At 63.1% G+C, this 25,686-nt stretch carries 24 protein-coding genes and 1 pseudogene; 21 read left to right on the top strand and 4 right to left on the bottom strand.

Annotated elements, in window-relative coordinates; genetic code table 11:
- From ABGN05_RS25035 to ABGN05_RS25015, 5 genes and pseudogenes are all read left to right on the top strand, one after another.
- Positions 1-297: AtuA-related protein (locus ABGN05_RS25035; protein WP_367956737.1), on the top strand; the 297-nt coding region annotated here is incomplete at its 5' end.
- 12 nt (positions 298-309) lie between these two features.
- The gene (locus ABGN05_RS25030; RefSeq protein WP_367956736.1) at positions 310-1,779 is read left to right on the top strand and encodes an acetyl-CoA carboxylase biotin carboxylase subunit; all 1,470 of its coding nucleotides are present in this window, start codon (positions 310-312) and stop codon (positions 1,777-1,779) included.
- A complete protein-coding gene (locus tag ABGN05_RS25025) occupies positions 1,767-2,282 on the top strand; it encodes an acyl-CoA carboxylase biotin carboxyl carrier protein subunit (RefSeq protein WP_367956735.1) in 516 nt (171 codons plus the stop codon). The genes ABGN05_RS25030 and ABGN05_RS25025 overlap by 13 nt, the downstream gene beginning before the upstream one ends.
- Before the next feature lie 2 nt (positions 2,283-2,284).
- Complete coding sequence (locus ABGN05_RS25020; RefSeq protein ID WP_252913168.1) at positions 2,285-3,892, top strand: acyl-CoA carboxylase subunit beta; 1,608 nt, start codon at positions 2,285-2,287, stop codon at positions 3,890-3,892.
- A 280-nt stretch (positions 3,893-4,172) separates the two neighbouring features.
- Positions 4,173-4,456 (top strand): annotated as a pseudogene (locus ABGN05_RS25015) (transposase); the annotation flags it as partial.
- 346 nt (positions 4,457-4,802) lie between these two features.
- On the opposite strand, the gene ABGN05_RS25010 reads toward ABGN05_RS25015, so the two are convergent.
- The 4 genes from ABGN05_RS25010 to ABGN05_RS24995 form a co-directional block, all read right to left on the bottom strand.
- Positions 4,803-5,291 (bottom strand): luciferase domain-containing protein, encoded by a 489-nt coding sequence (locus ABGN05_RS25010; protein ID WP_367956734.1) that lies wholly within the window; start codon positions 5,289-5,291, stop codon positions 4,803-4,805.
- Between the two features lie 23 nt (positions 5,292-5,314).
- The gene (locus tag ABGN05_RS25005; protein WP_367956733.1) at positions 5,315-6,208 is read right to left on the bottom strand and encodes an SDR family oxidoreductase; all 894 of its coding nucleotides are present in this window, start codon (positions 6,206-6,208) and stop codon (positions 5,315-5,317) included.
- Positions 6,209-6,234: 26 nt separating this feature from the next.
- A complete protein-coding gene (locus ABGN05_RS25000; RefSeq protein WP_367956732.1) occupies positions 6,235-7,047 on the bottom strand; it encodes a DODA-type extradiol aromatic ring-opening family dioxygenase in 813 nt (270 codons plus the stop codon).
- Positions 7,048-7,119: 72 nt separating this feature from the next.
- Positions 7,120-7,650 (bottom strand): DoxX family protein, encoded by a 531-nt coding sequence (locus tag ABGN05_RS24995; RefSeq protein WP_367956731.1) that lies wholly within the window; start codon positions 7,648-7,650, stop codon positions 7,120-7,122.
- Here ABGN05_RS24995 and ABGN05_RS24990 point away from each other — a divergent pair.
- The 16 genes from ABGN05_RS24990 to ABGN05_RS24915 all read left to right on the top strand — a co-directional run bounded on the left by ABGN05_RS24990 (position 7,643) and on the right by ABGN05_RS24915 (position 25,683).
- A complete protein-coding gene (locus ABGN05_RS24990; RefSeq protein ID WP_367956730.1) occupies positions 7,643-8,044 on the top strand; it encodes a winged helix-turn-helix transcriptional regulator in 402 nt (133 codons plus the stop codon). The genes ABGN05_RS24995 and ABGN05_RS24990 overlap by 8 nt on opposite strands.
- 202 nt (positions 8,045-8,246) lie before the next feature.
- Positions 8,247-9,431 carry a lipid-transfer protein gene (locus ABGN05_RS24985; protein WP_173194949.1) on the top strand — a complete coding sequence of 395 codons (1,185 nt, stop codon included), beginning with the start codon at positions 8,247-8,249 and terminating at the stop codon, positions 9,429-9,431.
- A 24-nt stretch (positions 9,432-9,455) separates the two neighbouring features.
- Complete coding sequence (locus tag ABGN05_RS24980) at positions 9,456-10,286, top strand: SDR family NAD(P)-dependent oxidoreductase (protein WP_367956729.1); 831 nt, start codon at positions 9,456-9,458, stop codon at positions 10,284-10,286.
- A 185-nt stretch (positions 10,287-10,471) separates the two neighbouring features.
- A complete protein-coding gene (locus tag ABGN05_RS24975; RefSeq protein ID WP_367956728.1) occupies positions 10,472-11,104 on the top strand; it encodes a TetR/AcrR family transcriptional regulator in 633 nt (210 codons plus the stop codon).
- A 3-nt stretch (positions 11,105-11,107) separates the two neighbouring features.
- Positions 11,108-12,706, top strand: coding sequence for an acyl-CoA carboxylase subunit beta (locus ABGN05_RS24970; RefSeq protein ID WP_367956727.1), 1,599 nt, complete (start codon positions 11,108-11,110; stop codon positions 12,704-12,706).
- A 9-nt stretch (positions 12,707-12,715) separates the two neighbouring features.
- On the top strand, positions 12,716-13,513 hold the full coding sequence (locus tag ABGN05_RS24965) for a crotonase/enoyl-CoA hydratase family protein (protein ID WP_367956726.1): 798 nt from the start codon (positions 12,716-12,718) through the stop codon (positions 13,511-13,513).
- The gene (locus tag ABGN05_RS24960) at positions 13,498-15,513 is read left to right on the top strand and encodes an acetyl/propionyl/methylcrotonyl-CoA carboxylase subunit alpha (protein ID WP_367956725.1); all 2,016 of its coding nucleotides are present in this window, start codon (positions 13,498-13,500) and stop codon (positions 15,511-15,513) included. The genes ABGN05_RS24965 and ABGN05_RS24960 overlap by 16 nt, the downstream gene beginning before the upstream one ends.
- Entirely contained in the window at positions 15,510-16,676 is a 1,167-nt protein-coding gene (locus tag ABGN05_RS24955) for an acyl-CoA dehydrogenase family protein (protein ID WP_367956724.1), read from the top strand. The genes ABGN05_RS24960 and ABGN05_RS24955 overlap by 4 nt, the downstream gene beginning before the upstream one ends.
- A 62-nt stretch (positions 16,677-16,738) precedes the next feature.
- A complete protein-coding gene (locus tag ABGN05_RS24950) occupies positions 16,739-17,344 on the top strand; it encodes a biotin transporter BioY (RefSeq protein WP_367956723.1) in 606 nt (201 codons plus the stop codon).
- A gap of 269 nt (positions 17,345-17,613) precedes the next feature.
- A complete protein-coding gene (locus ABGN05_RS24945; protein ID WP_367956722.1) occupies positions 17,614-18,831 on the top strand; it encodes a CaiB/BaiF CoA transferase family protein in 1,218 nt (405 codons plus the stop codon).
- Complete coding sequence (locus ABGN05_RS24940; protein WP_367956721.1) at positions 18,828-19,994, top strand: acyl-CoA dehydrogenase family protein; 1,167 nt, start codon at positions 18,828-18,830, stop codon at positions 19,992-19,994. Before ABGN05_RS24945 ends, ABGN05_RS24940 begins: the two co-directional genes overlap by 4 nt.
- A gap of 110 nt (positions 19,995-20,104) precedes the next feature.
- Entirely contained in the window at positions 20,105-20,959 is an 855-nt protein-coding gene (locus tag ABGN05_RS24935; protein WP_367956720.1) for an SDR family oxidoreductase, read from the top strand.
- Between the two features lie 36 nt (positions 20,960-20,995).
- Positions 20,996-21,805, top strand: coding sequence for an ABC transporter ATP-binding protein (locus ABGN05_RS24930; RefSeq protein ID WP_367956719.1), 810 nt, complete (start codon positions 20,996-20,998; stop codon positions 21,803-21,805).
- A complete protein-coding gene (locus ABGN05_RS24925; protein WP_367956718.1) occupies positions 21,798-23,717 on the top strand; it encodes an AMP-dependent synthetase/ligase in 1,920 nt (639 codons plus the stop codon). The genes ABGN05_RS24930 and ABGN05_RS24925 overlap by 8 nt, the downstream gene beginning before the upstream one ends.
- Positions 23,718-24,605, top strand: coding sequence for a branched-chain amino acid ABC transporter permease (locus ABGN05_RS24920; RefSeq protein ID WP_367956717.1), 888 nt, complete (start codon positions 23,718-23,720; stop codon positions 24,603-24,605). It begins immediately after the preceding gene.
- Positions 24,577-25,683, top strand: a complete 1,107-nt coding sequence (locus tag ABGN05_RS24915) for a branched-chain amino acid ABC transporter permease (RefSeq protein ID WP_367956716.1) — start codon at positions 24,577-24,579, stop codon at positions 25,681-25,683. Before ABGN05_RS24920 ends, ABGN05_RS24915 begins: the two co-directional genes overlap by 29 nt.
- The last annotated feature ends 3 nt before the right edge of the window (positions 25,684-25,686 follow it).

Here is a 25,686-nt window from a genome sequence, read left to right as displayed (position 1 = left end):
ATCGGCGTGATCGCGCGCAAGCCCGAGTATTTGCCCTATATCCGCTCGGCGCTGACCGAAGAAACCGTGAAGGACTACTTTGCGCATCTCTGCAACGGACCGGTCGAGCGGTTCGAACTGCCCGGCACTCATGCGCTGAACTTCCTGCTGCACGACTCGCTGGGCGGCGGCGGCATCGCATCGGTCAGGATCGACCCGCAGGGCAAGGGCTTCGCACAGATGCTCCTCGATATCCAAATACCTGTGCCGGCCGATCTGGCCGCGCGCGACGGGCTGAACGCCTCGAACCCCAGCTGAGATGACAAGCCCATGACCATTTCAAAACTTCTGGTCGCCAATCGGGGCGAGATCGCGGCGCGCGTCCTGCGCACCGCCAAGGCACGCGGCCTCGAGACCGCCGTGCTGCGCCATGCATCCGAGCAGGAGGGGCCAGCCCATGCCATCGCGGATGAGGTTGTGACCATCGATGGGCCCACGCCCGTGGCCGCCTATCTCGACATCCCGCAGATTGTCGAGGTTGCAAAACGGATCGGCGCGGACGCGGTGCATCCCGGCTACGGTTTTCTGTCGGAAAACGCGGGCTTCGTGGCCGCGCTGGAAAAAACGGGAGTGACCTTCGTCGGCCCGACCTCCGATGTCATCGATCTGATGGGCGACAAGGTACGCGCACGGGCCTTTGTCGAAGAGCGCGGATTTCCCGTCGCCCCGTCGGCCATTGAGGATGACGGCCCCGCGACCTTTCTCGAACGCGCCCGTGCCGTGGGCTATCCACTGCTGATCAAGCCTTCGGCAGGCGGCGGCGGAAAAGGAATGCGCGTGGTGCGCGAGGATGCCGCGCTGGAGGCGGAGATCGAGGCCGCACGGCGCGAGGGCAAGCGCTATTTCGGAGATGGCCGGCTGTTTGTCGAACGGTATATCGAACGCCCGCGCCATATCGAGGTGCAGGTGATGGGGGACGGGAAGGGCAATGTGGTCCACTTCTGGGAGCGCGAATGCTCGATCCAGCGCCGATTCCAGAAGATCATAGAGGAAACGCCGTCTCCGGCGCTTTCGCCCGAACAACGCCTGGACATCTGCGAAACCGCCGCCGGGATTGCCCGCGCCGTCAACTACCGCGGTGCCGGGACGGTCGAGTTCATCTATGCTCAGGACGGTGCCTTCTATTTCCTGGAAATGAACACCCGCCTTCAGGTCGAACATCCCGTGACCGAGATGGTGACGGGCTTCGACCTGGTCGCCGAGCAGCTACGCATTGCGGCGGGAGAGGGGCTGACCGGCACCCAAGCCGACATTCCGCAGACGGGCCACTCCATCGAGCTGCGCATCTGCGCCGAGGATGCAACGGCCGATTTCCGCCCCTCGATCGGGAATATCCTGCTGCTGGACGAACCGCGGGGCGAGGGGGTTCGCGTCGACAGCGGCATCCTGGACGGCGGTAAGGTGACGACCGATTTCGACCCGATGCTGTCCAAGCTGATCGCGCATGGATCGGATCGTGCGCAGGCCATCGCCCGTGCGCGTCACGCGGTGCAAAACTACGTGATCCTCGGTGTAACGACCAACACCGGCTACCTGGATGCGATCCTGGCCCATCCCGATTTCGCGTCGGGCGACGTCTCGACCGGTTTCCTGGCCGAGCAGGCGGATGCATTGACCGCGCCGGGCGAGAATGTGGACGACCTGCTGATGGCGGTCGCGGCCCTGTCGGACGAAAGGCTGGTGGCCGAAGTGATGCAGATATCGGATATGCACCGCAAGATGGGTGGTTGGAGAAACTGATGCGGAGGATATTTCAGATCGGCGGCGAAGAGACCGAATGCTGGCTCGCCCATGACGGCAGCCGATTTGTACTGAATACCCCCGAGGGCGTGCTGCCCTGCCGATTGGACCCGACGACTTCGCCGGGCGGTTTTGTCTTGCGGGCGAGGGGCCTTGTCCGCGACGTCCGTCTAGCCGCTGGCCCCGAGGCGACATTTGTGCACATGGACGGTCGTACCTACGAAGTCGGGCGGGTCGATCCCGCCGAGCGTCTTGCCGGAAGCGATGGCGGCGCGAGCGACGATCGGCTTGTGGCGCCGATGCCGGGGGTCGTCGTCTCGGTGGCGGTCAAACCGGGAGACATCGTTGCCGCGGGCCAGCCGCTTCTGGTCATCGAAAGCATGAAGCTTGAAACCACCCTTGCCGCGCCGCGCGACGGTGTGGTTGCCGAAATCCCGTTTGCCGCGGGCGACAGTTTCGGGCTGAAGGACGTCCTTGCCCAGTTGGCTCCGGAGGAGGACTGACCATGCGCCGGATCGAAAGCCAGATCGACACGAACGCCCCCGACTACAAGGCAAACTTCGCCGCCATGTCCGCACGGCTGAAGGAGTTTCACACCCGCCAGCACGCGGCGCGTTTCGAGCGGCCCCAACGGGACAACGACCGCCTGGCACGCCAGAACAAACTGGGCGTGCGTGAGCGGCTGAAGCTGCTGCTGGACCCCGGCACGCCGTTCCTGGAGTTTTCCACCCTCGCCGCATGTCGCGAATATGACGGGGCGGTGCCCGGTGCCGCCGTGGTGACGGGCATCGGTATCGTACAAGGGCGCGAAGTCGCCATTCATGCCAACGATGCCAGCGTCAAGGGCGGGGCCTGGTATCCGCTGACCGTGAAGAAGATCGTGCGGCTTCTGGATGTCGCGCTGGAGAACCGCCTGCCGGTCATCCACATCTGCGACAGCGCCGGCGGCTTCCTGCCGCTCCAACACGGCGTGTTCCCGGACAGGTATCTGGGCGGTCGGGTGTTTCGCAACCAGGTCAAGCTGAGCCAGGCCAACATCCCCCAGATCGCAGTGGTTGGGGGGCATTGCACCGCAGGCGGCGCCTATGTGCCAACGCTGAGCGATTACAACATCATCATCGAGGGCACAGGCGCCATCTTTCTGGGCGGTCCGCCGCTGGTCAAGGCAGCCACCGGCGAAGTAGTCGGCGTTCAGGAACTTGGCGGGGCAGTCATGCACACCTCGGTCTCGGGCACGGGCGATTATCGCGCTGCAACCGAACAGCACGCCTTTTCTCTGGCACGCGAGATTGTCAGCCAGTGGAAGCGGATGCCCAAGACGATCATCGAGACCGCGCCTTGCGAAGAGCCGTACTACGATCCGAAGGAGCTCTATGGGATCATCCCCAAGGATCGGAAAACCCAGTTCGACATGCGCGAGGTGCTGGCGCGGATCGTGGACGGCTCACGCTTTCACGAATACCAGCCCGATTACGGCACCACGCTTGTCTGCGGCTTTGCCCATATCTGGGGCTACAAGGTGGGAATCCTGGCCAACAACGGGGTGTTGTTCAACGACAGCTCGCTTAAGGCTGCGCATTTCATGCAACTTTGCAACCAGAACCGCACGCCGCTGGTCTTCTTCCAGAACATCACCGGCTACATGGTGGGCCGCGAGTATGAAGAGCGCGGTATCGCCAAGGACGGCGCCAAGATGCTCATGGCGCAGGGCGGCTCGGTCGTGCCGAAATTCACAGTGATCGCCAATGCCTCGTACGGGGCGGGTAATTACGGCATGTGCGGGCGGGCCTGGGATGCGCGTACGCTGTTCATGTGGCCGCAGGCCGAAATCGGCGTGATGGGTGCCGACCAGGCCGCCAACACTATGGCCGACGTCAAGATCCGGCAGCTTCAACGCGAAGGCAAAGAACTGACCGACGAGGAGATCGCCGCGATCCGAGAACCGGTGCTGGAGCGCTACAAGCGCGACGTGGAGGCCTATACCTCGACCTCCGAGATTTGGGATGACGGCATCCTCGATCCCGTCGACACCAGAAATGCTTTGGCGATGTCGATCTCTGCCGCACTTAATGCTCCGATTGACGATCCGCACTACGGGATATTCCGCCTGTGACACGATAGCCGGTGCGATGAAAACCCATCTCGCTCAAATATGCACGCCTGTGGGATGGAACAGCCACCTTCATAAGCGGCCACGCACGAAAATAATCCGATCGGACAGCTGGTTTGTTCCGCCGCTTCAGGATCTGCCAGTACCGCTGCACATTGATTGGTGTCGGGTTGGGAACATCAGCGTAAGATTGATACATCCTCGGGTTCGACGAGCATCTCGATCCTGCGCGCGACGCCGGCGTCCGCCGAATGAGCCGCATCAAAGGATGCCAGCTCGACCCTTAGGGGCCAACCAACTGCGCCTCTCGCTTGCCTCCTTTACCCATGTCCTGATCTGTGCCCTACGCCGCCTCGGCCTTGCCCAGACGCCGCTGGCCCGGGCCACCGAACCATCCTCCTGGAACTCCTAAAGACCGGCGCACAGGTTCGCGTCTCGGAGCCCGCATCAAGGTGGCGATGGCGTCAGCTTGCCCCCTATGCCGACGTATTTGCCCTGGCGCATGCCCGAATACGCACCGCGCCCCCACTGACGTCTCCGGACTCCGGACCTGAACCTTTCCCGTAACCAGAACAGGAGACGTCGCCGAACAAACACCGCCGCTCAACGCGGCGCCGATGGCGCTTGTGCCCGAATGAGGCCAACCCTCCCTCGTCGTCCTGATAAAAACTATAAGGTGCCTGAACTCTCGACGCAGTGAGAGGATCGCGCTAGTGGGTCGAACTCAGCCAAGGCGAGCGCAGCGTGCGAACACACAGCCTTTCTCAGCGGCGGCAAGCATTCGGTCCGTCCGCACAAGCGGCGCAGATCCTACTGGCTACCAACACTGGCGCCGGCGACAAGGAGATCGAAAGGACCGTCGGCGCAAGCGGATCGACGATCTATCTTAGCAAGCGCCGCTCGGTTCTTTCCGTCAAAGAACGACGCTGTCGACCCGCCCGAGCTTGCCACAGGCAAAGTCATAGGACAGGCGCAGGAGTTCGAGAACCGTTTCGATCTCCACCTCGTTTCGGGGGCCGTAGACCATAACTGCGGTTGACGGGATCATGCCGGCCGCCGCCATCGGATGCGGCTCCGCCCAGCCCAGATCGACGATCTGCGGCACGGCCTCCTCCGGCAGCATCATGTGCAGGCTGCCGTCCTGCGGCGGATGGACATGGGCGAACTCATTGCCGATCATGAACGCCTTGCGGCAACCGCGGCCGTGCCCGTGTTTGAGGCACAGCGCCTCGGCGCCCGGGACAGAGATCATCGAAGGCTGGCGCGTGACAAAAGGAAAATCGAAAGCCCTGTCCTTGAACGCCCGATGGAACCGTGCATCCGGGTTCTGGCTGATCTGCGTATGCGGGGCGCAAGGCGTGGTCTTGGGCCTTGGCCCCTCGCGTGGGGGTATCTTCAGCACGACAGAGCCTCCGTAAGTGTCGTTTATCCCTGACCGATCAGAACGGCCTTGTTGGCAAGCAGAAAATCCCGCACCGACTGCCCGCCTTGGCCGGTCAGGTCTTGCACGTCGTTCGAGGTGACGTCCAGGTATCCTTCGGCGATGGCGACGTCGAAGGACGAGAAGACATCCGCTACGGAGTCTGGCATGCCCTTCTCTGTCATGGCGGCGACCAAGGCGTCCCGCGTGATCGGGACATAGGGGATCTCTTTCCCGGTGGCCTCGGACAAGATCACCGCAATTTCGGCCTGGCTGACGGCCGCGGGCCCGGTGATATCGCGGACCGAGGAACCGGTCTCGGTCAATAGGGCCGCGGCAGCCGCGCGGGCGCAATCGGCACGGGTGACATAACCCGCCTTGCCGTCACCCGCCGCAGAATAAAGGGCGCCCGCGCCGACAGCTTGTTGGCCGTTCATCAGCAAGAGATCGGCGTAAAGGCAGTTCCGCAGGATCGTATGGGAGATTCCGGTATCCTTGATTGACACCTCGGTCTCGCGGTGGTCCCTCGCAAATCCGATCGGGTTGCCCTCGTCCGGATTGGTGAGCGAGGTGTAGACGATGTGCGAAACACCTGCCTCTTTGGCGGCGGCTACGGCATTGCTGTGCGCGGCGAAGCGTTTGCCCGGGGCAAGGTCGTCCGTCGAAATGATCAGCAGCCGTCCGCCGCCGGCGAAAGCCGGCCCAAGCGTGGCCGGGTCATTGAAGTCTCCCGCCCGGATCTCGACGCCGCGCGCCCCAAGCGCCTCGAGCTTCTCCGGCGAGCGCGTGACCGCGACAAGGGGTTCGGCTCCTTCCTCAAGAAGGGCTTCGATGACCTGGCTGCCGAGATGACCGGATGCGCCGGTCACGATGAAGGGGCCCTTGATGGTGTTGGACATTTCGTGGTGTTCCTTTCCTTTTCCTGTCAACCGAACCGAAAGGCGCTTTCGACGGCACCAAGAACGTGATCTTCCAGGGTTTTCCGGCCGATATCAGCGCCCGCCGCGCCGGCGATGACATGCAGCGGGATTAGGTGCTCTTCTCTGGGATGTGCATCGCGGCCGCCCGGGGCTTTGGACCAGTACGTCAGCCTGCGGTTTCGTTCCCCGGCATCCGGGCAGGTCACCGCCTTGGTCAGCCAGGCGTCGAACGTGCCGCCGACAGTGTCCCCCCGTGGTCCGCCGCGCAGGCTGCGCATCATCACACCCATGTTGTGATAGGTGTTGCCGCTGCCGATGATCAGCACGCCCTCGTCGCGCAGGGGCGCCAAGGCTTGACCCAGCGCGATGTGGCGTCCGGGATCGAGATCGCTGGCAAGCGACAGTTGAACACAGGGGAAATCGGCATCGGGAAAGGCGACCTTGAGCGGCACGAACGCGCCGTGGTCAAAGCCGCGCGCGGCGTCTTTCGCCGCCGGTAGACCGGCGGCACGGATCAGATGATGAACACGGTCGGCCAGCACAGGATCACCGGGGGCGGGCCAACTCAGTTCATAGGTGTGAGGCGGGAAACCGCCATAGTCGAACAGAAGCGGCGGGGCGGGGTTGGTCTGAACGGTGAACGCACGCTCCTCCCAATGACCCGAGATCACCAAGAGCGCCTTCGGACGCTCGGGCAACGTGCCGGGCAGGCTCTGCAGGAACTGGCGGTGCCGGTCCCATTCATCCGGCGGGTTCCAATCCATGAAAAAGCAGGGACCGCCTCCATGAGGGATGAACACCGTTGGCATGCGAGTCATATCTGATTGTCCCTCCCGGCCTGACGGAAATGCTGAAGTTCGAGGCGCAAGACTGTGCAGCCGGAGCGCCTGTCAGGCCTGTTGTCCTCTCATCACATTGCCATGAGGCGATTTGACCGCGCGGACGCGGTTTTGTGTCAGGAAGGAAACCACAAGCGCGAACAGAGCCAAGAGAGCAGGGGGCCAGCCGGGATCGCCCGCGCTCACATGCGCCGATACCGCCAGAAGAAGGTGCCAGAACATCGCGCCATAAGCGAAGTCAGTCAGAAAAGCCGAGGGACGCCAGAGTATCACGATCGCGGCCACGATCTTCACAGCGGCAAGTGGCCAGATCAGGTAGGTCGGGTAGCCAAGCACGCTCTCGTACATCCCCGTCACCATGTCATTGGCCGTGACGTAGAAGATCGCCCCTCCCAGATAGACCAGGGCGACGAACCCTGTTGCAATCCAATAAGTGATACGCACCGTCCTGTCGCTCATGCCATCTTCCCGTTGCCTGCTTTGAATGTTGCCCGCTTGGTCGAGAATAGTTGAGTTACGGCGGAAATCAAAGTAGGAACGGAAAAGTAACTGCAGCAACAGGGAGTGGACACCGATGTCCAAGACGCCGCCACAGTGCCCGATGGACTCGATCCTGCGTCTGCTCATGGGGCCGTGGACGACCTACATCATCTGGGTTCTGAGTGACAAAGGGCCGCAACGATTCGGAGCGCTGAGACGCTCCGTGCCGGGGATATCGACGCGAATGCTGACCGAACGCCTGCGGATGCTCGAAGGCGCCGGGGTCATATGGCGGGAACAGGCGGAGACGATCCCGCCTGCGGTGACCTATGGCTTGACGCAGCGTGGTGACGACCTGCGAAGCGTTCTGGACTCGCTCGGAGAAATCGCGGATCGGTGGAAGGCTGAAGGGGTCTTTGAAGGGGCAATGGACCGGATGTCGCTTAAAATGGACAAATCCGGCAAGCGAGCCTTGTCTGCAAGCCCCGACGGGTGATGGGAAGCCGGGCAAGAGATCGTTCGTAAGTTAGCGATACCTCCGCTCGCTTGCCGCGATTGATCTCGGATGGGTGCCGGGGACGTCTCCCTCACCAGCGATGTTGACAGGCGTGCGTTCCAGTGTGTTAAAATCTAACAACTGGTAGAAAATGGTCCGGCGTCGGCGTTGGAACGTGGCGGATGGAAAGCGGGAGAGAGACATGAACGGCAAAGCCTATGTCACCGGCGTTGGAATGGTGGCCTTTCAGAAACCGGGCAAGTCTGAAAGCTACGACGTGATGGCTGCGAAGGCGGCGCGCACGGCGCTGGAGGACGCCGGACTCGACTACGACAAGGTTCAGCAGGCCTATGCCGGCTATGTCTATGGCGACAGCACCTGCGGCCAGCGCGCGCTCTACCGGGTTGGGATGACCGGAATACCCGTCATCAACGTCAACAACAACTGCTCGACCGGCTCGACCGCGCTGTTCCTGGCGCGCCAGGCGGTCGAAAGCGGCGCGGTGGACTGTGCTCTGGCGCTGGGTTTCGAACAGATGCAACCCGGCGCCATCGGCGCGATGTTCAGCGATCGGGTCAGCCCTTTTGCAGCTTTTGACGAAGAAACCGACAACCTGGTGGGCAATGCCGGCATCCCGCTTGCGCTACGGTATTTCGGTGGTGCGGGCAAAGCGCATATGGAAGAGTTCGGCACCACACTGGAGACCTTCGCCAAGATCCGCGCCAAGGCCAGTCGGCATGCGGCCAAGAACCCGGTTGCCCTGTTCCGGCAGGAAGTGACGCCGGAAGACGTCATGGCAGCTCAGGTCGTCTGGCCCGGCGTGATGACCAAGCTGATGGCCTGCCCACCGACCTGTGGCGCGGCCGCGGCAATCATCTGTTCCAAGGAATTTGCAGATAAGCACGGTCTCGACAGCTCGGTCCGCATTGCAGCGCAGGCCATGACAACGGACGGCCGGGAAACCTTCAACGCCCATGACATGCGTGAGGTCGTCGGGTACTCGATGGCCAAGCGCGCTGCCGATCAAGTCTACGAGGCCGCCGGCATCGGCCCCGACGATGTGGACGTCGTCGAACTGCACGACTGCTTTGCCCATAACGAGCTGATCACCTACGAAGCGCTTGGCCTCTGCGGGCGCGGTGAGGCTGCGAAGTTTGTCGATGATGGCGACAACACCTATGGCGGCAAATACGTGACCAACCCGTCGGGCGGTCTGTTGTCCAAGGGCCATCCGCTTGGGGCGACCGGCCTTGCCCAATGCACCGAGCTTGTCCAGCAGTTGCGTGGTCAGGCCGAGGCGCGCCAGGTCGACGGCGCGCGCTTGGCGCTTCAGCACAATCTGGGCCTCGGCGGTGCCTGTGTGACAACACTTTATGAAAAGGCCTGAGGCGGGCGAACGGGAGGAGACGACATGGCGCGAAAACTCAGAGGCCGCGTGGCTTTGGTTTCGGGTTCGGGCCGTGGCATCGGACGCGAAATCGCGCTGAAGCTGGCATCAGAAGGCGCGCGCGTTGTGGTGAACGATCTCGACGCCGACCCCGCCAACGAAACCGCCGAGGCGGTCCGCGCCGCCGGGGGCGAGGCCGTGGTCTGCGCCGGAAGCGTGACAGAGGACAGCTTTGCAGAGCGTTTCATCAAGACGGGCATGGACAGCTTTGGCGGGCTGGACATCATCGTGAACAACGCAGGCTACACCTGGGACAGCGTCGTTCAGAAGATGACGGATGAACAGTGGCAGGCGATCATCGACGTTCACCTGACCGCGCCCTTCAGGATCCTGCGCGCCGCCCAGCCGGTGATCAGCGCCAAGGCCAAGGAAGAGGCGGCCGTCGGGCAGGAGGTGTTCCGCAAGGTGGTGAACATCTCCTCGATCGCCGGCACCGGAGGCAATGCCGGCCAGATCAACTATTCCGCCGCCAAGGCCGGAATCCTGGGCATGACCCGGGCAATGGCGAAGGAATGGGGGCGCTACAAAGTGAACGTCAACGCAGTGGTCTTTGGACCGATCCGCACCCGTCTGACCGAGGGCAGCGCCGACGGCGGCAACACGATCACGGTCGGGAACAGGGACATCAAGGTCGGCGTCAACCCGGACCTGCTCAGCCAAATGGAGCGGATGATCCCGCTGGGCCGGGTCGGCACGCCCGAAGAGGCGGCTGGTGCCGTCTATCTTTTCTGCTCGCCCGAATCGAACTTCATCTCGGGCCAGTATGTGATCTGCGGGGGCGGCTTCACCATCTGACCTATGCGGTCGCAAGCCCGCATGGCGGGGTTTGAACACCGCGGACATTGTGGCCGGGCGGTGCGCATATCGGCTATTTCCTTGAAAGGCTGATGCAAAATGAGCCCTTGAAGCGCGGTTGACACTTCCATGGAAGTAACCTAACAAGTGTTAGTTATGCAAGGAGCTTGAGTTGGATTCCTTCCGTGGCCGAGTGCGCTTCAACAACAGCTTCAGCTGCTTCCGTTCGCAGGCCAGTCGGGCGCGACGGCATACTGGATGTCGCGGCGCGGCTTTTCCGCGAACAGGGCTATGGGCCGGTTACGCTCAGAAAGATCGCGGAGGCGGCGGGCATCAAGGCGGGTAGCATCTATTATCATTTCGGCTCGAAGGACGAGATTGTCGTGGCCATTCTGGATGCGGGTATCAGGGCCGTCCACGAAAAGATGCGCCAAGCTGTTTTGGGGCATCCCGATGACTCCGTTGCCGCCGCCATTCTGCGGGCCGCGATCAGGGCACATCTGCGCGCGTTGCTGGATGTCAGTGACTACTCTTCGGCCAATGTGCGGATTTTCGGGCAGGTGCCGCAATCCGTCCGCGATGCCAATCTGCCGACGCGCCGGGCCTACGAGGCCGAGTGGGATAATCTGTTGACCCGGCTCCAGAGGGACGGCGCCTTGCGGCGCAACGTCGATATCCGCCGGCTGCGCCTGATGCTTATCGGCGCGCTGAATGCAACGCTGGAGTGGTTCGACCCCGAACGCGGCAGCGTCGAGGCACTGGCCTCGACGTATGCCGACGTCTTTCTCAATGGAATGCTGGAACAGCGGGAAGTCTGATTCATGGCTGAACTCACGTCGGCCGTATTGGCCGGCTCGGAAACCTTCAGGGGCAATCACGATGCACAGACAGCCCGCGTCGAGACCTTGCGTGCGCGGATCGCCGCAGCAACCGCAGGCGGGCGCCCCGACATGGTCGAACGCCACCGCAGCCGCGGCAAGCTTCTGGTCCGCGAACGAATCGACCTGCTGGTGGATCCCGGCACCGCCTTCATGGAGCTTTCTTCGCTGGCGGCCTACGGACAATACGGCGGAGACGTGCCCGGCGCCGGGATCGTCACGGGCATTGGCATCGTGCACGCTCTGCCCTGCATGATCATCGCCAATGATGCCACGGTGAAAGGTGGATCATTTTACCACGAAACCGTCAAGAAGCACATCCGCGCGCAGGAGATTGCGGCGGAAAACCGCCTGCCCTGTCTTTACCTCGTCGATTGCGGCGGCGCCTATCTGCCCGAGCAGGACAGGGTCTTCCCCGATGCCCGGCATTTCGGCAATTCCTTTTACCGCCAGACCAATATGTCGGCCTCCGGCCTGCCGCAGATCTCGGCCGTCTTCGGCGGCTGCACGGCGGGAGGTGCCTACATTCCGGCGCTCTCGGACGAGGTCATCATGGTGCGCGGCAATGCGCGCATCCATCTTGGCGGCCCTTCCATCGTCAAGGTGGCGATCAATGAAGAGGTGGACGGCGAAACGCTGGGCGGGGCCGAGATGCATACCCGCATCTCGGGCGTCAACGACCATCTGGCCGAAGACGAATATCATGCGCTGGCGCTAATGCGCGACATCGTCGGCAATCTGGGCCTCACGCGACCGATGGCCCCGGATGCACCCGCCGCCGCGCCCCTGCACGATCCCGAAGAGCTGTTGGGGGTTATCAGCGCCGACCGCAAGCAGCCCTATGATGTACGAGAGCTTCTGCTGCGCATGATCGATGCGGGCGAGTTCCGCGAATTCAAGCCGAACTGGGGCGAGACGCTTGTCTGCGGCACCGCCCGCGTCCACGGCTACCGCGTCGGAATCCTCGGCAACAACGGCGCGCTGCTCTCCGACAGCTCGCTCAAGGGCGCGCAGTTCGTGTCGATGTGCGACCAGCGCAACATTCCGCTTCTGTTCCTGCACAACGTTTCCGGCTTCATGGTCGGCACCGAGGCCGAGCGCGGCGGCATCGCCAAGGATAGCGCCAAGCTGGTCTACGCCATGTCGGTGGCCAAGGTGCCCCGGCTGTCGGTAATTGTGGGCGGATCCTACGGGGCCGGCAACTACGGCATGTGCGGCCGGGGGTTTGCGCCGCGCTTTCTCTTCGCCTGGCCCACAGCGGAGTTGGCCACCATGTCGGCCGACATCGCCTCGAATGTGATGCAGGAACTGCGCCGCGGGAAGGGCGGAGACCCGGCGAAGGTGCAGGCCGATCTGGAACGCATCGTGGCCGAGGTGCGCGCGCAATATGCCAAACAGTCCGACCCCTATTACGCCACATCGCGGCTCTGGGACGATGGCCTGATCGAGCCTGGCCAGACTCGCGACATCCTGGGCCTGTGCCTGGCCATAGTGACCTCGGTTCCGGACACGGGGCGTCACACGCCCGTCTTCAGAATGTAAGGATAGGCAATGGCTTACGATCGCTATGAAACGCTGCGGATCGAACTGGACGCGCGCGGCGTCGCCACCGTGATCCTCAATCGCCCCGACAAGCACAATGCGCTCAACGCGGCGCTGATCTCGGAACTCGCCGATGCGGCGGCGGCGCTTGCCGAGGACGGGGCGGTGCGCATCGTGGTGCTGACCGGGGCGGGCAGGAGCTTCTGCGCGGGGGGCGACTTCAACTGGTTCGCCTCGTACGTGCAAAAGAGCCGCGCGGAACGGGTGGAACAGAGCGCCACGCTCGCTCGGCTCTTGCGCCGGCTCGACACACTGCCAAAGCCGCTGATCGGGCGAATCAACGGGGCGGCCTATGGCGGGGGCGTCGGCCTGATATCGGTGTGCGACTACGCCATCGGCGCCGAGGGCGCGACGTTCGGCCTGACCGAGGTGCGGCTCGGCCTCCTGCCCGCCAACATCTCACCCTATGTGGTGGCGCGCATCGGCGAGGCGGCGTCGCGCGAGACGATGCTGTCCGGTGCCCTGTTCGACACGGCGCGGGCCGAACGGATCGGACTGCTGACCGAGGTGGTCGCGCCCGATGCGCTGGACGAGGCGGTGGAGCGCGTCGTCCAGGCCCATCTGCAGGCCGCGCCCGGGGCAGTGGCCGACACCAAGCGGCTGATCGCCTATGTCGCGAGCCACGGGCTCGAAGACAGCATGATCTATACCGCCGACCGCCTGGCCGACGCCTGGGAGACCGAGGAAGGCATCGAGGGGATCAACAGCTTCCTGAACAAGGACACGCCGTCATGGCGGGTGAGTTGAGCTTCACCCGCGTCCTGATCGCCAACCGCGGCGAGATCGCCCGCCGGATCCAGCGCGCCTGCCGGAAGCTGGGGCTGGAAGCCGTGGCCGTCTTCTCCGAGGCTGATCGCGACACACCCTTCGTCGCCGAGGCCGATTACGCCGTCTGCATCGGCCCGGCCGCCCCGGCGGAAAGCTACCTGAAGGTCGACGCCATCCTTGAGGCGGCGCGCGCCACCGGGGCAGGCGCCATCCATCCCGGCTATGGGTTTCTATCGGAGAATGCCGAATTCGCGGCGCGCGTGGAAGAAGCCGGATTGGTCTTCATCGGGCCTTCGCCCGAGGCCATTGCGCGTATGGGATCGAAGATCGAGGCCAAGGCCACGGCCGAGGCCGCCGGCGTGCCGGTGCTGCCCGGCTATCGCGGCGCCGACCAGTCCGACGACCGGCTTCTTGAGGAGGCGCAGGCGCTCGGCGCGCCCTTCCTGGTCAAGGCCAGCGCCGGCGGCGGCGGGCGCGGAATGCGGCTTGTCACCGATCCCGGCGCAGCAGGCGAGGCCATCGCCGCCGCGCGGGCCGAGGCGAAGGGCGCCTTTGGCGATCCGACGGTGTTCCTGGAGCGCTACGCGCCGCGCGCCCGCCACGTCGAGGTGCAGGTGCTGGGCGACGCGTATGGCCATGTGCTGCATCTGGGCGATCGCGACTGCTCGCTCCAGCGCAACCACCAGAAGCTGATCGAGGAAGCGCCCGCCCCGGATATTCCCGACGCTTTGCGCTCGGCCATGCGCGATGCCGCAGTGCGGCTGGCGCGGGCCATTGGCTACCGCTCGGCGGGCACGGTGGAATATCTGTACGACCCCACGCGGGCCGAATTCTACTTTCTGGAGATGAACACCCGCCTCCAGGTGGAGCATCCAGTGACCGAGGCCATCACCGGTATCGACCTGGTGGAGTGGCAGTTGCGTATCGCGCGTGGCGAGGCGCTGGGGTTTGCGCAAGAGGACGTTTCGTTTGACGGCCACGCCATCGAGGTCCGCGTTGCCGCCGAGAACCCGGCCGAGAATTTCCGTCCCGAAACCGGGACGATTACGCTATGGGCGCCGCCGGGGATCGTGCGACTGGACAGCGGGGTGGAAGAAGCATCGGTCGTAGGACATCACTACGATTCGATGCTTGCCAAGTTGATCGTCCACGGTGCGGACCGTGACGAGGCGATCCGCAAGGCGGTCGCGGCGCTCGATGAATTTGCGGTCGGCGGAGTGGGAGTGAACCTGGCGTTTCAGCGAGCGCTGATTACGCATCCCGACTTCGTCGCCATGGCGCACTATACGGCCAGTCTGGCCGAGATGTTCCCCTGCGGCTGGACCGCCCCCGTACCCGACGACGAAACCCGCGCTCTGGCCGCGCTGGCCCTGCACCTGCATCTTGCGCCCGCGCCGGACACGCCTTGGCAGAGCCTCGCCGCCTGGCGGCTGACAGAGGCTGCGGGGCGGGCGGGCGCGGCCTGCTACTGGAGCGATGACGCCGATGCGCCGATCAGGGTCGCGGGGCAGGGCGCGCGGCTAAAGGTGATACTGCCCGACGGCACCGCCCTTGGCGTCGAGGCTGCGCGCCTGACCGCGCAGCGTCTGACCGGGCGGATGGACGGCGCGCCCTTCACCCGCCGGGCCCATGTGCTGCGGTCGGGCGACCGCTGGCAGGTGCATCTTTCCGCGCCGGAAGGCATGACGATGGTGCCACTTCGTACGCTCGAGGACCGGCACCTGCAGCGCGCCTCCGGCGCCGTGGGCGGTGCCGACACCGTGCGCGCGCCCATGCCCGGCGCGGTGGTCGAGATCCGGGTGGCGCCCGGCGAGCGGGTGAGCAAGGGCAAGACGCTGGTGGTGCTCGAAGCGATGAAACTCTTGCAAAGCCTGCCCGCGCCCGTCGCGGGCTTGGTAGCCGAGATCTACTGCGCGCCGGGCGACACGGTCGCCGGCGGCGCGCCCCTGGTGAGGCTCGATCCGGAGGACAGGACGTGACCCGACACGAGACCATCGACGCGGCCACCGGCCCGTTCGGCGAGGATATCCAAATGATCCGAGCTCAGCTGCGGCGCTTCATCGAAACCGAGGTGAAGCCCAAGGGCGAAGCCTGGGAAGAGAAGGGCATGGTTTCGCGTGAGGTGCTACGCCAGATGGGCGCGCTCGGCGTTCTCGGCATGCGCTATGACGAACAGTATGGCGGCGCCGGGCTCGATGTCATGTCGAGCGTGATGCTGGCCGAGGAGGTCGGCCGGTCCACCTTCGGCGGGTTCTCGGCCACGGTGCTGGTGCATACCGATATGGCCTCGCCGCACCTGGAAAACGCCGGCACACCCGAGCAGAAGGCGCGCTGGTTGCCCGGCATCACCGCGGGCGAGACGATCACCGCCGTCGCCGTGACCGAACCGGGCGCGGGCTCGGACGTTGCGGGGATGCGCACCCGCGCCGTGCAGCATGGGTCGGATTGGGTGTTGAACGGCACCAAGATGTTCATCACCAACGGTGTGCATGGCGATCTCTACTTTGTTGGCGCCAAGACCGACCCCGACGCCAAGGGCTCGCGCGGGATCACCATGTTCGCCATCGAAAAGGGCACACCGGGCTTTTCGGTCGGCCGGGCGCTGAACAAGACCGGCTGGCTGTGTTCGGACACGGCCGAGCTGATTTTCGAGGATGTCCGCGTGCCGGCCGAGAACGTCCTGGGCGAGGTGAACAGAGGCTTCTACGCGGTGATGAAAAATTTCCAGAACGAGCGGATCGTGCTGGGCGCGATGGTCTGCGCCGAGGCGCAGACCGCGCTGGACATGACCGTGGACTATGTCAAGCAGCGCAAGGCTTTCGGCGGCGTTTTGTGGAACAAGCAGGTCGTCCGTCAGCGTCTTGCGGACTGCCAGACACAGATCGAGGCGGGCCGGCAGCTCGTCTATTACGCCGCGCGGCTCGACGCGGCTGGCATTGAATGCGTGCGCGAGGTGTCAATAGTGAAGGCTTATTGCGGCGAGCTGGCCAACAGCGTGCTCTATGACTGCGTGCAGTTCCATGGCGGCATGGGCTACATGCGCGAAAACCCGGTCGAGCGCATGTCGCGCGACGTTCGTGTGCAGGCGATCGGCGGGGGCGCGACCGAGGTGATGCTTGAAGAAGTCGCCAAGCGCATGTGAACCCCAACCTCTCAAGAAAACTCTCTAAAGATCTAGCCAAAATCATGAAAGGAGTCAGAAAGATGTATAGCAACAAGGTATTTGCGGGACGGAATATCGGCGCAACATTGCTCGGCGAGGCGCTCATCCTGATCGCCGGTACGATAATTCTGACGGCGTCTGCGAAGGCGCAAGTTCCGTTCTATCCAGTTCCGATGACGTTGCAGACCCTGGTGGTCGTCGCGCTTGGCCTGTTCCTCGGGCCTGTCCGTGGTTCAGGCATCGTCATTGCCTATATCCTGCAGGGGCTGGCAGGCTATCCGATCTTCGCCGGCACGCCACCGGCGCCTTCTGGCCTGGCATATGTTGCCGGGCCGACGGGCGGCTACCTTGCGGGCTTTGCGATATCGGCCTTTGCGGCTGGATGGCTGGCAAGAAAAGGATATGCCAGGACAATCCCGGGGGCGGTCACAGTTGCCGTCGTCGCAAGTGCGCTGATCTACGCTCCAGGGCTTGCGTGGCTGGGTGTCTTCACCGGCTATGGGGAGCGCCTCCTCACGGCCGGCTTCTATCCGTTTCTGTTGGGTGACTTGGTTAAATCGGTTATCGCCGGTCTGCTCTTCATTGGCGCATCCGCGGTCGTTCCGGGACTTGGACACATGTCGGGAGAAAAGCCCGAGAAGAAATAATGGAGTGTCCCTTCTCGAGCGCGAACGATGCGGAGACCAAAGACGGTGTCCGCGTTTCGAGGGCGATGGCTTTCGCCTTGTGGCGTCCTGGCCGAAATGCCGCCGCACGGCTTCATTCAGCCGGCGAGGCGACCTATCGAGCGAACGGGCGATCCGGGACTCGCCCGCTTCGCCCCATCACTTTCTTGCGGCCTTCGCGTAGACTCCCTCCTTCAAATCTAACATATGTTAGATTATGCTTGCTTTCGTGAGTACCAGGGAGGGCTGACATGGCGATGCCGCTCGGCGATATTCGGATCATTGAACTTGGCCATGTGATCGCAGGGCCGCTGGCGGCAGCACTCCTTTCGGATTTCGGTGCCGAGGTGATCAAGATCGAAGCCCCCGGCCGAGGCGACATGATGCGCGAACTGGGCCCGAAGGCGCAGGACGGGGTCGGCGTCTGGTGGAAGACCCTTGCCCGCAACAAGCGAATCCTCGCGCTCGACTGGAAAAGCGATGCGGGACGCGAGGTCCTGGCAAAGCTGGTCGAAGGTGCCGATGTTCTGGTGGAGAATTTTCGTCCCGGCGTGCTCGAGCGGGCCGGGATCGGGCCAGAGGTCCTGCATCAATGGAACCCCGACCTGGTGATCTTGCGGGTGTCGGGCTACGGCCAGGATGGGCCGATGCGCAAGACGCCGGCCTTCGGGCGCGCCGCCGAGGCAATGAGCGGCCTGACGCACCTCACGGGCTTCGCCGATGGCTCGCCCATGCATCCCGGCTTCCCGGCCGCCGATAGCACTACGGGGCTGATGGGAGCCCTGGGCATCATGATCGCCCTTTTCGCCCGCGAGAGGGGCAGGGTTCGCGGTCAGATCGTCGATCTGGCGGTATTCGAAGCCCTGTTGCGGCTAATCGATTATCATATTCCCGCTCTGACCGGAGCAGGTGTCTCGCCGATGCGCAACGGGCTGCGTCAGCCGATGGATTTTGCGCCGGGCGGCACATTCCGCACCAAGGACGGTGTCTGGGTGACCGTCTCGGCCGGGGGCGCGGAGACGGCCAGACGGCTGTTGCGCGCGGTGGGCGGGGACAGTTTTGCCGGGGATCCGCGCTTTGCCACGATGGAGGGAATCTCGGCGCATATGAGCGAGATCTTTGACCGGCTCAACGAATTCGTCACCGCAAGGGAGTTTTCCGAGGTCGAGGCGGAATTCGCGCTCCACGACGCGGTGGCCGCGCCAGTGCTGAGCGCCGAGAACATCGTGGCCCACCCGCAGATCGCCCATCGCGGCGATATCGTATCGGTCGAAGGCGATGCGACGAAGGTGGTCGGCCCAGTGCCGCGTCTGAGTGATACGCCGGGCAGCGTTCGCTGGTTGGGGCGGCGGCCGGGCGCGGACACTGCTGAAATCATGCAGGAGCTCGGCTGCGACCTGGCGACGATCGAAAGGTTGGTGGAGGCAGGCCTGATCGCAGTTAGCCCTGCCGGGGAGGAAACGGCATGAGTTTCAGGCTGACCGAACACCAGCAGGACATCCGCGATACGATCCTGAGGATCTGTGCGGCCTTCGACGACGAATACTGGCTGGAGCGCGACCGCAACGGCGGCTTTCCCCACGACCTGCACAGGGCGATGGCGGACGGCGGCTGGCTGGGAATTGCCATGCCGGAGGAGTTTGGAGGCGCCGGCCTCGGGATCACCGAAGCCACGATCATGATGCAGGCCATTGCCGAGTCTGGCGGCGGTGCCAGCGCGGCCTCGGCCGTTCACATGAACATCTTCGGACTGAACCCGGTCGTGGTCTTCGGCAGCGCGGAGCAAAAGGCACGGATGCTGCCACCTCTGATTGAAGGGCGCGAGAAGGCCTGTTTCGGCGTCACCGAGCCGACGACCGGCCTCGACACGACCAGGCTCAAAACGCGCGCGGTTCGACAGGGGGACCGCTATGTCGTGCATGGCCAGAAAGTTTGGATTTCCACCGCCCAGGTGGCCGACAAGATCTTGCTTCTGGCGCGCACGACGCCGCTCGAAGAGGTGGTAAAACCGACCGAGGGCCTGTCGCTCTTCTATACCGATCTGGACCGGTCCTTCGTCGATGTGCGCGAGATCGAGAAGATGGGCCGCAAGGCGGTCGACTCGAACGAACTGTTCATCGATGGGCTGCCGATCCCGGCGGAGGACCTGATCGGCGAGGAAGGACAGGGTTTCAGACAGATCCTGCACGGGCTCAATCCCGAGCGTATCCTCGTGGCCGGGGAATGCGTGGGCATTGCCCGGATCGCTCTAAAACGCGCCGCCGCCTATGCCAAGGAGCGCCAGGTTTTCGGACGCCCGATCGGACAGAACCAGGGGGTGCAGCACCCGCTCGCCAAGGCCTGGGCGAAGGTCGAGGCTGCGAACCTGATGGTAATGCATGCGGCGTCGCTCTACGACGCGAGAGAGCCGTGCGGGGTCGAGGCGAATGCCGCCAAGTTGCTGGCGGCCGAAGCCGCTGTCGAGGCGACACAAACGGCACAGATGACATTTGGCGGCTTCGGCTACGCCAAGGAATATCACATCGAGAGACTGGTTCGCGAAGCGCTTCTCTTTCACATCGTGCCGGTCACGCCGCAGATGCTGATGTCGTTCATCGCCGAGAAGGCGCTGGGTCTGCCCAAATCGTACTGAAACCGGAGCGAAACCGTTCCAGTGAAGGGGGGGGTTGCGCATTTTTCTAACGTGCGTTAGATTTAGTCAGATCAAGGACAACAGTCCGATCCGCTTTGGGAGGAACGTCAATGCCGGAAGCCGGTTACGGGTTTTCCCGTGAACGCCTGCGCGATCATCCAACGGTCTATGTTGATGGGCTGTTCTCGGGAAAAACCGTTGTCGTGACCGGCGCGGGAGGCGGGCTGGGCCTGGCGATCGCCACCCTGTTCGCCCGTCTCGGGGCCGATCTGGCCATCAACGGGCGGAACGAGGAAAAGCTCGAAGAAGCCGCAAAGTTCCTGCGTGGCTTTGGCGGGCAGGTGCTGGCTCGTCCCATGACCATCCGGGATCCCGAACAGGTACAGAAATTCGTCGATGGCGTGGGCGATCATTTCGGCGGGTTCGACATTCTGGTAAACAATGCGGGTGGACAGTTTCCGCAGCCCGCCCTTGAATATGCGCCGAAGGGCTGGAACGCCGTTATCGACACCAACCTCAACGGCACTTGGTGGATGATGCAGGCTGCAGCCCGAAACTGGGTCAAGGCCAAGCGTCCTGGCGCCATCGTGAGCATTGTCGCGGATATCTGGCGCGGGATGCCTGGTATCGCGCATAGCTGTGCCGCGCGCGCCGGGGTCATCTACCTCTCCAAATCGGTGGCCGTCGAATGGGCGCCGCACAATATCCGCGTTAACTGTGTGGCGCCGGGATGCTGCGAAAGCACCGGGTTCGCGCGATATCCCGAGGAGGGGGCGGCGACGTTTGAGGAGTCGAACCCGATGCGCCACGCCGGCGACGAATGGGATGTCGCCGAGGCGGTAGTCTATTTGGCTGCACCTTCCGGCAAGTTCATTACCGGCGAAGTGTTGACCGTGGACGGCGGGCAGCAGCTGTGGGGCGATCCCTGGCCGACGGGCCGGCCCGACTATTTCCGTATCGCGTGATACCAGAACAAGACCTTCGACGGCGATATGAATGAAATGACAAACAATTACACCCGAGAGCAACAACACGCCAAAGCTCCTCCGGTATTGGAGTGTCGCGGAATCGAGCGTCGATTCGGCGGTATTGTTGCCGTTAGCGGCGTGGACCTCAGTATTCATAAGGGCGAGATATTTGGACTCGTCGGACCGAATGGAAGCGGGAAGACGACGGTGACCAATGCGATCACCGGGTTCTATCCGCCGAACAAAGGCTCGATATGTCTTGATGGCAAGGCCATCACGGGCACCGCGCCTCACAAGGTGGCCAAGCTCGGCGTCGCCCGCACCTTCCAGAACCTTGCGCTTTTCAACGGCATGAGCGTGCTCGAGAACATTCTCTTGGGGCGCCACATCCACATGAAGCCCGGAGTTCTTCCCACTGCGCTGTATTGGTGGGTGGCGCGACCGAGCGAGATCAGGAACCGCGAAGTGGTAGAGGAGGTGATCGAATTCCTCCAGCTCGAAAGCATCCGCAACGAGCTCGTGGACGGGATTCCAATCGGGCTCAAGAAGCGTGTGGAACTGGCACGGGCACTGGTCGCCGAGCCCCATCTTCTCATTCTCGACGAGCCCATGGCCGGCATGAACCAAGAGGAGAAGGGGTACATGGCCCGTTTTATTCTCGACGCGAGAGCTGAACGGGGCATAAGCGTGCTGCTGATCGAGCACCACATGGACGTCATTACCGGTATCTGCGACCGGATGCTGGCGCTCAATTATGGCGAGATGATCGCCAGCGGGATTCCGAAGGAGGTCGTCAAGGATCCCCGGGTCGTTGAGGCGTATATCGGGGGCGCCCATGGCTGAGAACACACAAAGCCCGACGGTCGCGGGTGAAACCATTGCCTCGGTTCTGATGCGGAACGCGTCCGAACACGGCAGCGGCATCGCATTGCGCGAAAAAGAGCGTGGGATCTGGAAGGCAACCACCTGGGCTGAATACACGGAAGAGGTGCTGGCCTGCGCGGCCGGCCTCGACGGGCTCGGCCTGAAGCCGGGGGACGCGGTGCTAATTCTCGGCGACAATCGTGTACGCCTCTATTGCGGAATGCTGGCGCTGGCCACGCTCGGGCTTTACGCAATGCCCGCCTATCCGGGCACCACACTCGAAGAGCTCCAGCATTTCGCGGAGGAGGCGAACGTCGTAGCCGCTCTCGCCGAGGACCAGGAGCAGGTGGACAAGATATTGGAACTGCGTGACGCCGGGGCCGCGCAGTTGAAGTACATCGTGTATGACGACGGCCGGGGCCTCGGCTTCTACGAGGTGCCCCGACTGATGTCATGGGAGCATCTCGTCGAGATCGGCAGCCATCGTCTCAACGGTGAGCCGGGGCTGCGCGAGAATCTGCTCGGCCGGGCCAAGCCCGACGATCCGGCGGTGTTCCTGCATTCGTCGGGCACGACGGGCAAGCCCAAGGGCGTCGTGCTGAGCCAGAAAAACGTGTTGGCGGCGGCGCGGAACGGCCATGCCGCCGGGGCCTTCGATTTCGGAGAGCAGGTGCTGGCCTATCTGCCGATCGCCTGGGTGGGCGATTTTGCGATCACGGTAGCCGCCGCGCTTCTGCTGCGCTTCACCGTCAACGTGCCCGAACGACAGGAAACCGTGCTGCGTGATATGCGAGAAATTGCGCCGACATTCTATCTGGCCGCGCCCCGCAGCTGGGACAACATCCTGACCACCATTCAGGTAGGCATCGAAAATTCGACGCCGCTGAAGAAGCGGCTTTATCACTTGTTCATCGAACGGGCCATGGCAGCCGAGCGTCGCAAGCTCAACGGCATGAGCGCTGGCGCGCTGGAACCCCTAGCCCGTTTCATTGGCGAGATGCTGGTCTTCGGCCCGATCAAGGACCAGTTCGGCATGCACCGTCTGAAGAACGCCTTCACCGGCGGTGAGGCGATCGGAGAGGACACATTCGTGTTCTACCGAGCGCTCGGGATCAAACTGCGCCAACTCTACGGTCAGACGGAAAACAGTGCCATCAACGCGATCCAGGCGCCTGATGAGGTGCGCCTCCACACCGTCGGCAAGGCTGCCCCGGGGGTCGAGGTGAAGATCGCCGACAATGGCGAAATCCTCCTGAAGTCGGACAGCGTTTTCGCAGGATACTATAACAAGCCCGAAGCCTCGGCCGAGACGCTTATTTGTGGCTGGCTGCATACCGGTGATGCCGGCTATCTCGAAGACGATGGCCATCTCGTGGTGCTTGGCCGCGTTTCAGAAGTGATGCACACAAAAGCCGGTGAACGCTATGTGCCCAATTATATCGAGAACCGCCTGAAGTTCAGCCCCTACATAAAGGACGCGGCGGTGATCGGGGCCGGCCGCGACGAGCTGACGGCGATGGTGTGCATCGACTTCGATGCCGTGGGACATTGGGCCGAAGTGAATGGCGTACCCTATGTCTCCTATGCCGATCTGTCTCAGCGCGAAGAGGTGGCCACGCTGCTGCGCGAGGCATTCCTGCGCGTCAATAAAGCCCTCCCGGAGCCTCTACGGCTCAAACGGTTTGTCAGTTTGCACAAGGAATTCGATCCCGACGACGGTGAGATCACGCGGACGCGCAAGCTGCGCCGAACGGTGGTGGAAGACCGCTACCAGAACGTGATCGCGGCGCTTTATGACGGATCAAAGCACGTCCACGTCAGCGCCGTAGTGACCTACGAGACGGGTGAGACGGGAAGGGTCGACCGCACCCTCCCTGTCAGGGAGGTTTAGATGGAACTAGTTTTCTTGGCTGAGCTAGCGGCGAACGGAGCTCTCACAGGGTTGCTCTACTCGTTGTTCGCGATCGGCCTGGTACTGATCTACAAGGCCTCTTCCGTGCCAAACCTCGCGCAGGGCGGGCTCACCATGGTGGGAGCGTACGTTGTGCTGGCGCTAGCTCGCGACATAGGGCTTCCGCTCTGGGTGGCAATCCCCGTGGCTGCCGTCGCCATGTTCGGCCTCGGGGTGGGGATAGAGCGGGTTGCGCTGCGCCGGCTCGCAGGCCGACCGATCGTGATGATCCTCATGATGACGCTCGGTATAGACATCTTTCTGCGCGGCACGACGCTGGCTATCTGGGGCGGTACGTCGCGTTCGGTCGAACTCGGCGTCGGCTATGACCCGCTTTTCATTGGCGACGTTCTGATCAGCCGCATCCATTTGGTTGGCGCTGCTGTAGCCCTCGTTTTGTTTGTGGTCTTTGTCCTGTTCTTCCGCAGCCGACAGGGTATCCGCCTGCGCGCAATAGCCGACGATTACATGGCCTCCTGGTCCGTCGGCATATCTGTCGAGCGTGGGGTTGGCCTGTCCTGGGGACTGGCTTCAATCGTTGCGGTGGCGGCAGGCGTCATATGGGGCGAGATTCAGGGCGTCGACCAATCGCTGTCGCTCCTGCTGCTCAAGGGATTGGCGGTAGCCGTTCTAGGCGGGCTGGACAGCATATTTGGCGCGGTGCTAGCCGGACTGATTTTAGGTATCCTCGAGAATGTGGGGTCAACCTATTTGGATCCGTTTGTTGGCGGTGGCAGCCGAGACCTGATTGTGGCCGCGGTGCTAATCCTCACTGTAATGCTTCGGCCGCACGGTCTGTTTGGCCGCCAAGACATCGAAAGGGTTTGATGCGATGTTTTACCGGCTATCTGGTATCCATCATACCAACTACGTATCCGACGCTCGGCTCTACAAGATCCCAGCCGACAGGAATCTCGCACTGTTCTTCCTGGCGCTCGGCCTGGCAGCGCCATTCCTTGTTGGGTCGCTGTACCTCAACAGCTATATGTTGCCCTGGCTTGTCTGGACGGCAGCGGCGCTCGGGCTCAACCTGGTGACGGGTTGGGCCGGCCAACTGCACCTCGGCTATGCGGCGGTGATGGCCGTGGGCGCGTATTCGGCTGTCCACGCGGCCAAGTTCGGGTTGCCCTGGGAATTCGCGCTCCTGATCGGTGGGATCTCCGCCGCGGCTATCGGCAGCCTGTTCGCCTTCGCGGCCCTGCGGGTGAAGGGCCTCTATCTTGCTTTGACCACGCTGGCGATGCAGTTCGTCATGGACTGGGTGCTGACTCACTCGCCGGCGATCTCGGGCGGCTCGCACGCTTCGCTGCAGGCGCCCACCTTCGCCCTTTTGGGCCAACGGATTACGTCGGATACAGGCCTTTACTATGTCGCCTTCGGCTGGTGTCTGCTTGTCACCATTTTTATGCTGAATCTGCGCCGTACCGGTCTGGGTCGCGCGCTGGTGGCAGTCCGCGAGAAGGACTATGCGGCGGCCATTCTCGGAGTAAACAGCTTCTACTACAAGATTGTTGCGTTCGCGACCTCCTCCTTCATCGGCGGAGTCAGCGGAGCGATCCTTGTCGCTACGTTCTTTTTCCTGGCCGCGCCCGAGCAGTTCTCGGTCGCCGTGTCGATCCAGGTTCTGGCTATGGTAATCGTTGGCGGCCTCGGCAGTATCATCGGCACCTATTTTGGTGTCGCGCTGATCCTGCTGGTGCCGGGCGTCGTCAATGGCCTCGTGGCAGAAGGCGCCGGAGCACTGGGGCTTCAACTGAACGTCGAATCGCTGGCCCACATTCCTAACGCGGTCTACGGAGCGCTCATCATCATCATCCTGATGATCGAGCCGCTGGGATTGGGCAAGCTTTATGGCAACATCCGGGACTACCTGAGGGTGTGGCCCTTTGATCAATTCAAGAAATAGGCC

Source organism: Aquibium pacificum (genome assembly GCF_040839445.1).
Lineage (GTDB): Bacteria > Pseudomonadota > Alphaproteobacteria > Rhizobiales > Rhizobiaceae > Aquibium > Aquibium pacificus.
The sequence above is the reverse complement of the archived record's forward strand: the minus strand, read 5'-3'. Positions and strand labels throughout refer to the sequence as shown.

Excerpts from the sequence above, each read along its gene's own strand:
- ABGN05_RS25030 (WP_367956736.1), top strand. The coding sequence starts at position 310 with ATGACCATTTCAAAACTTCTGGTCGCCAATCGGGGCGAGATCGCGGCG.
- ABGN05_RS25020 (WP_252913168.1), top strand. The coding sequence starts at position 2,285 with ATGCGCCGGATCGAAAGCCAGATCGACACGAACGCCCCCGACTACAAG.
- ABGN05_RS25005 (WP_367956733.1), bottom strand. The coding sequence starts at position 6,208 with ATGTCCAACACCATCAAGGGCCCCTTCATCGTGACCGGCGCATCCGGT.
- ABGN05_RS25000 (WP_367956732.1), bottom strand. The coding sequence starts at position 7,047 with ATGACTCGCATGCCAACGGTGTTCATCCCTCATGGAGGCGGTCCCTGC.
- ABGN05_RS24990 (WP_367956730.1), top strand. The coding sequence starts at position 7,643 with ATGTCCAAGACGCCGCCACAGTGCCCGATGGACTCGATCCTGCGTCTG.
- ABGN05_RS24985 (WP_173194949.1), top strand. The coding sequence starts at position 8,247 with ATGAACGGCAAAGCCTATGTCACCGGCGTTGGAATGGTGGCCTTTCAG.
- ABGN05_RS24980 (WP_367956729.1), top strand. The coding sequence starts at position 9,456 with ATGGCGCGAAAACTCAGAGGCCGCGTGGCTTTGGTTTCGGGTTCGGGC.
- ABGN05_RS24970 (WP_367956727.1), top strand. The coding sequence starts at position 11,108 with ATGGCTGAACTCACGTCGGCCGTATTGGCCGGCTCGGAAACCTTCAGG.
- ABGN05_RS24965 (WP_367956726.1), top strand. The coding sequence starts at position 12,716 with ATGGCTTACGATCGCTATGAAACGCTGCGGATCGAACTGGACGCGCGC.
- ABGN05_RS24960 (WP_367956725.1), top strand. The coding sequence starts at position 13,498 with ATGGCGGGTGAGTTGAGCTTCACCCGCGTCCTGATCGCCAACCGCGGC.
- ABGN05_RS24950 (WP_367956723.1), top strand. The coding sequence starts at position 16,739 with ATGTATAGCAACAAGGTATTTGCGGGACGGAATATCGGCGCAACATTG.
- ABGN05_RS24945 (WP_367956722.1), top strand. The coding sequence starts at position 17,614 with ATGGCGATGCCGCTCGGCGATATTCGGATCATTGAACTTGGCCATGTG.
- ABGN05_RS24940 (WP_367956721.1), top strand. The coding sequence starts at position 18,828 with ATGAGTTTCAGGCTGACCGAACACCAGCAGGACATCCGCGATACGATC.
- ABGN05_RS24935 (WP_367956720.1), top strand. The coding sequence starts at position 20,105 with ATGCCGGAAGCCGGTTACGGGTTTTCCCGTGAACGCCTGCGCGATCAT.
- ABGN05_RS24930 (WP_367956719.1), top strand. The coding sequence starts at position 20,996 with ATGACAAACAATTACACCCGAGAGCAACAACACGCCAAAGCTCCTCCG.
- ABGN05_RS24925 (WP_367956718.1), top strand. The coding sequence starts at position 21,798 with ATGGCTGAGAACACACAAAGCCCGACGGTCGCGGGTGAAACCATTGCC.
- ABGN05_RS24920 (WP_367956717.1), top strand. The coding sequence starts at position 23,718 with ATGGAACTAGTTTTCTTGGCTGAGCTAGCGGCGAACGGAGCTCTCACA.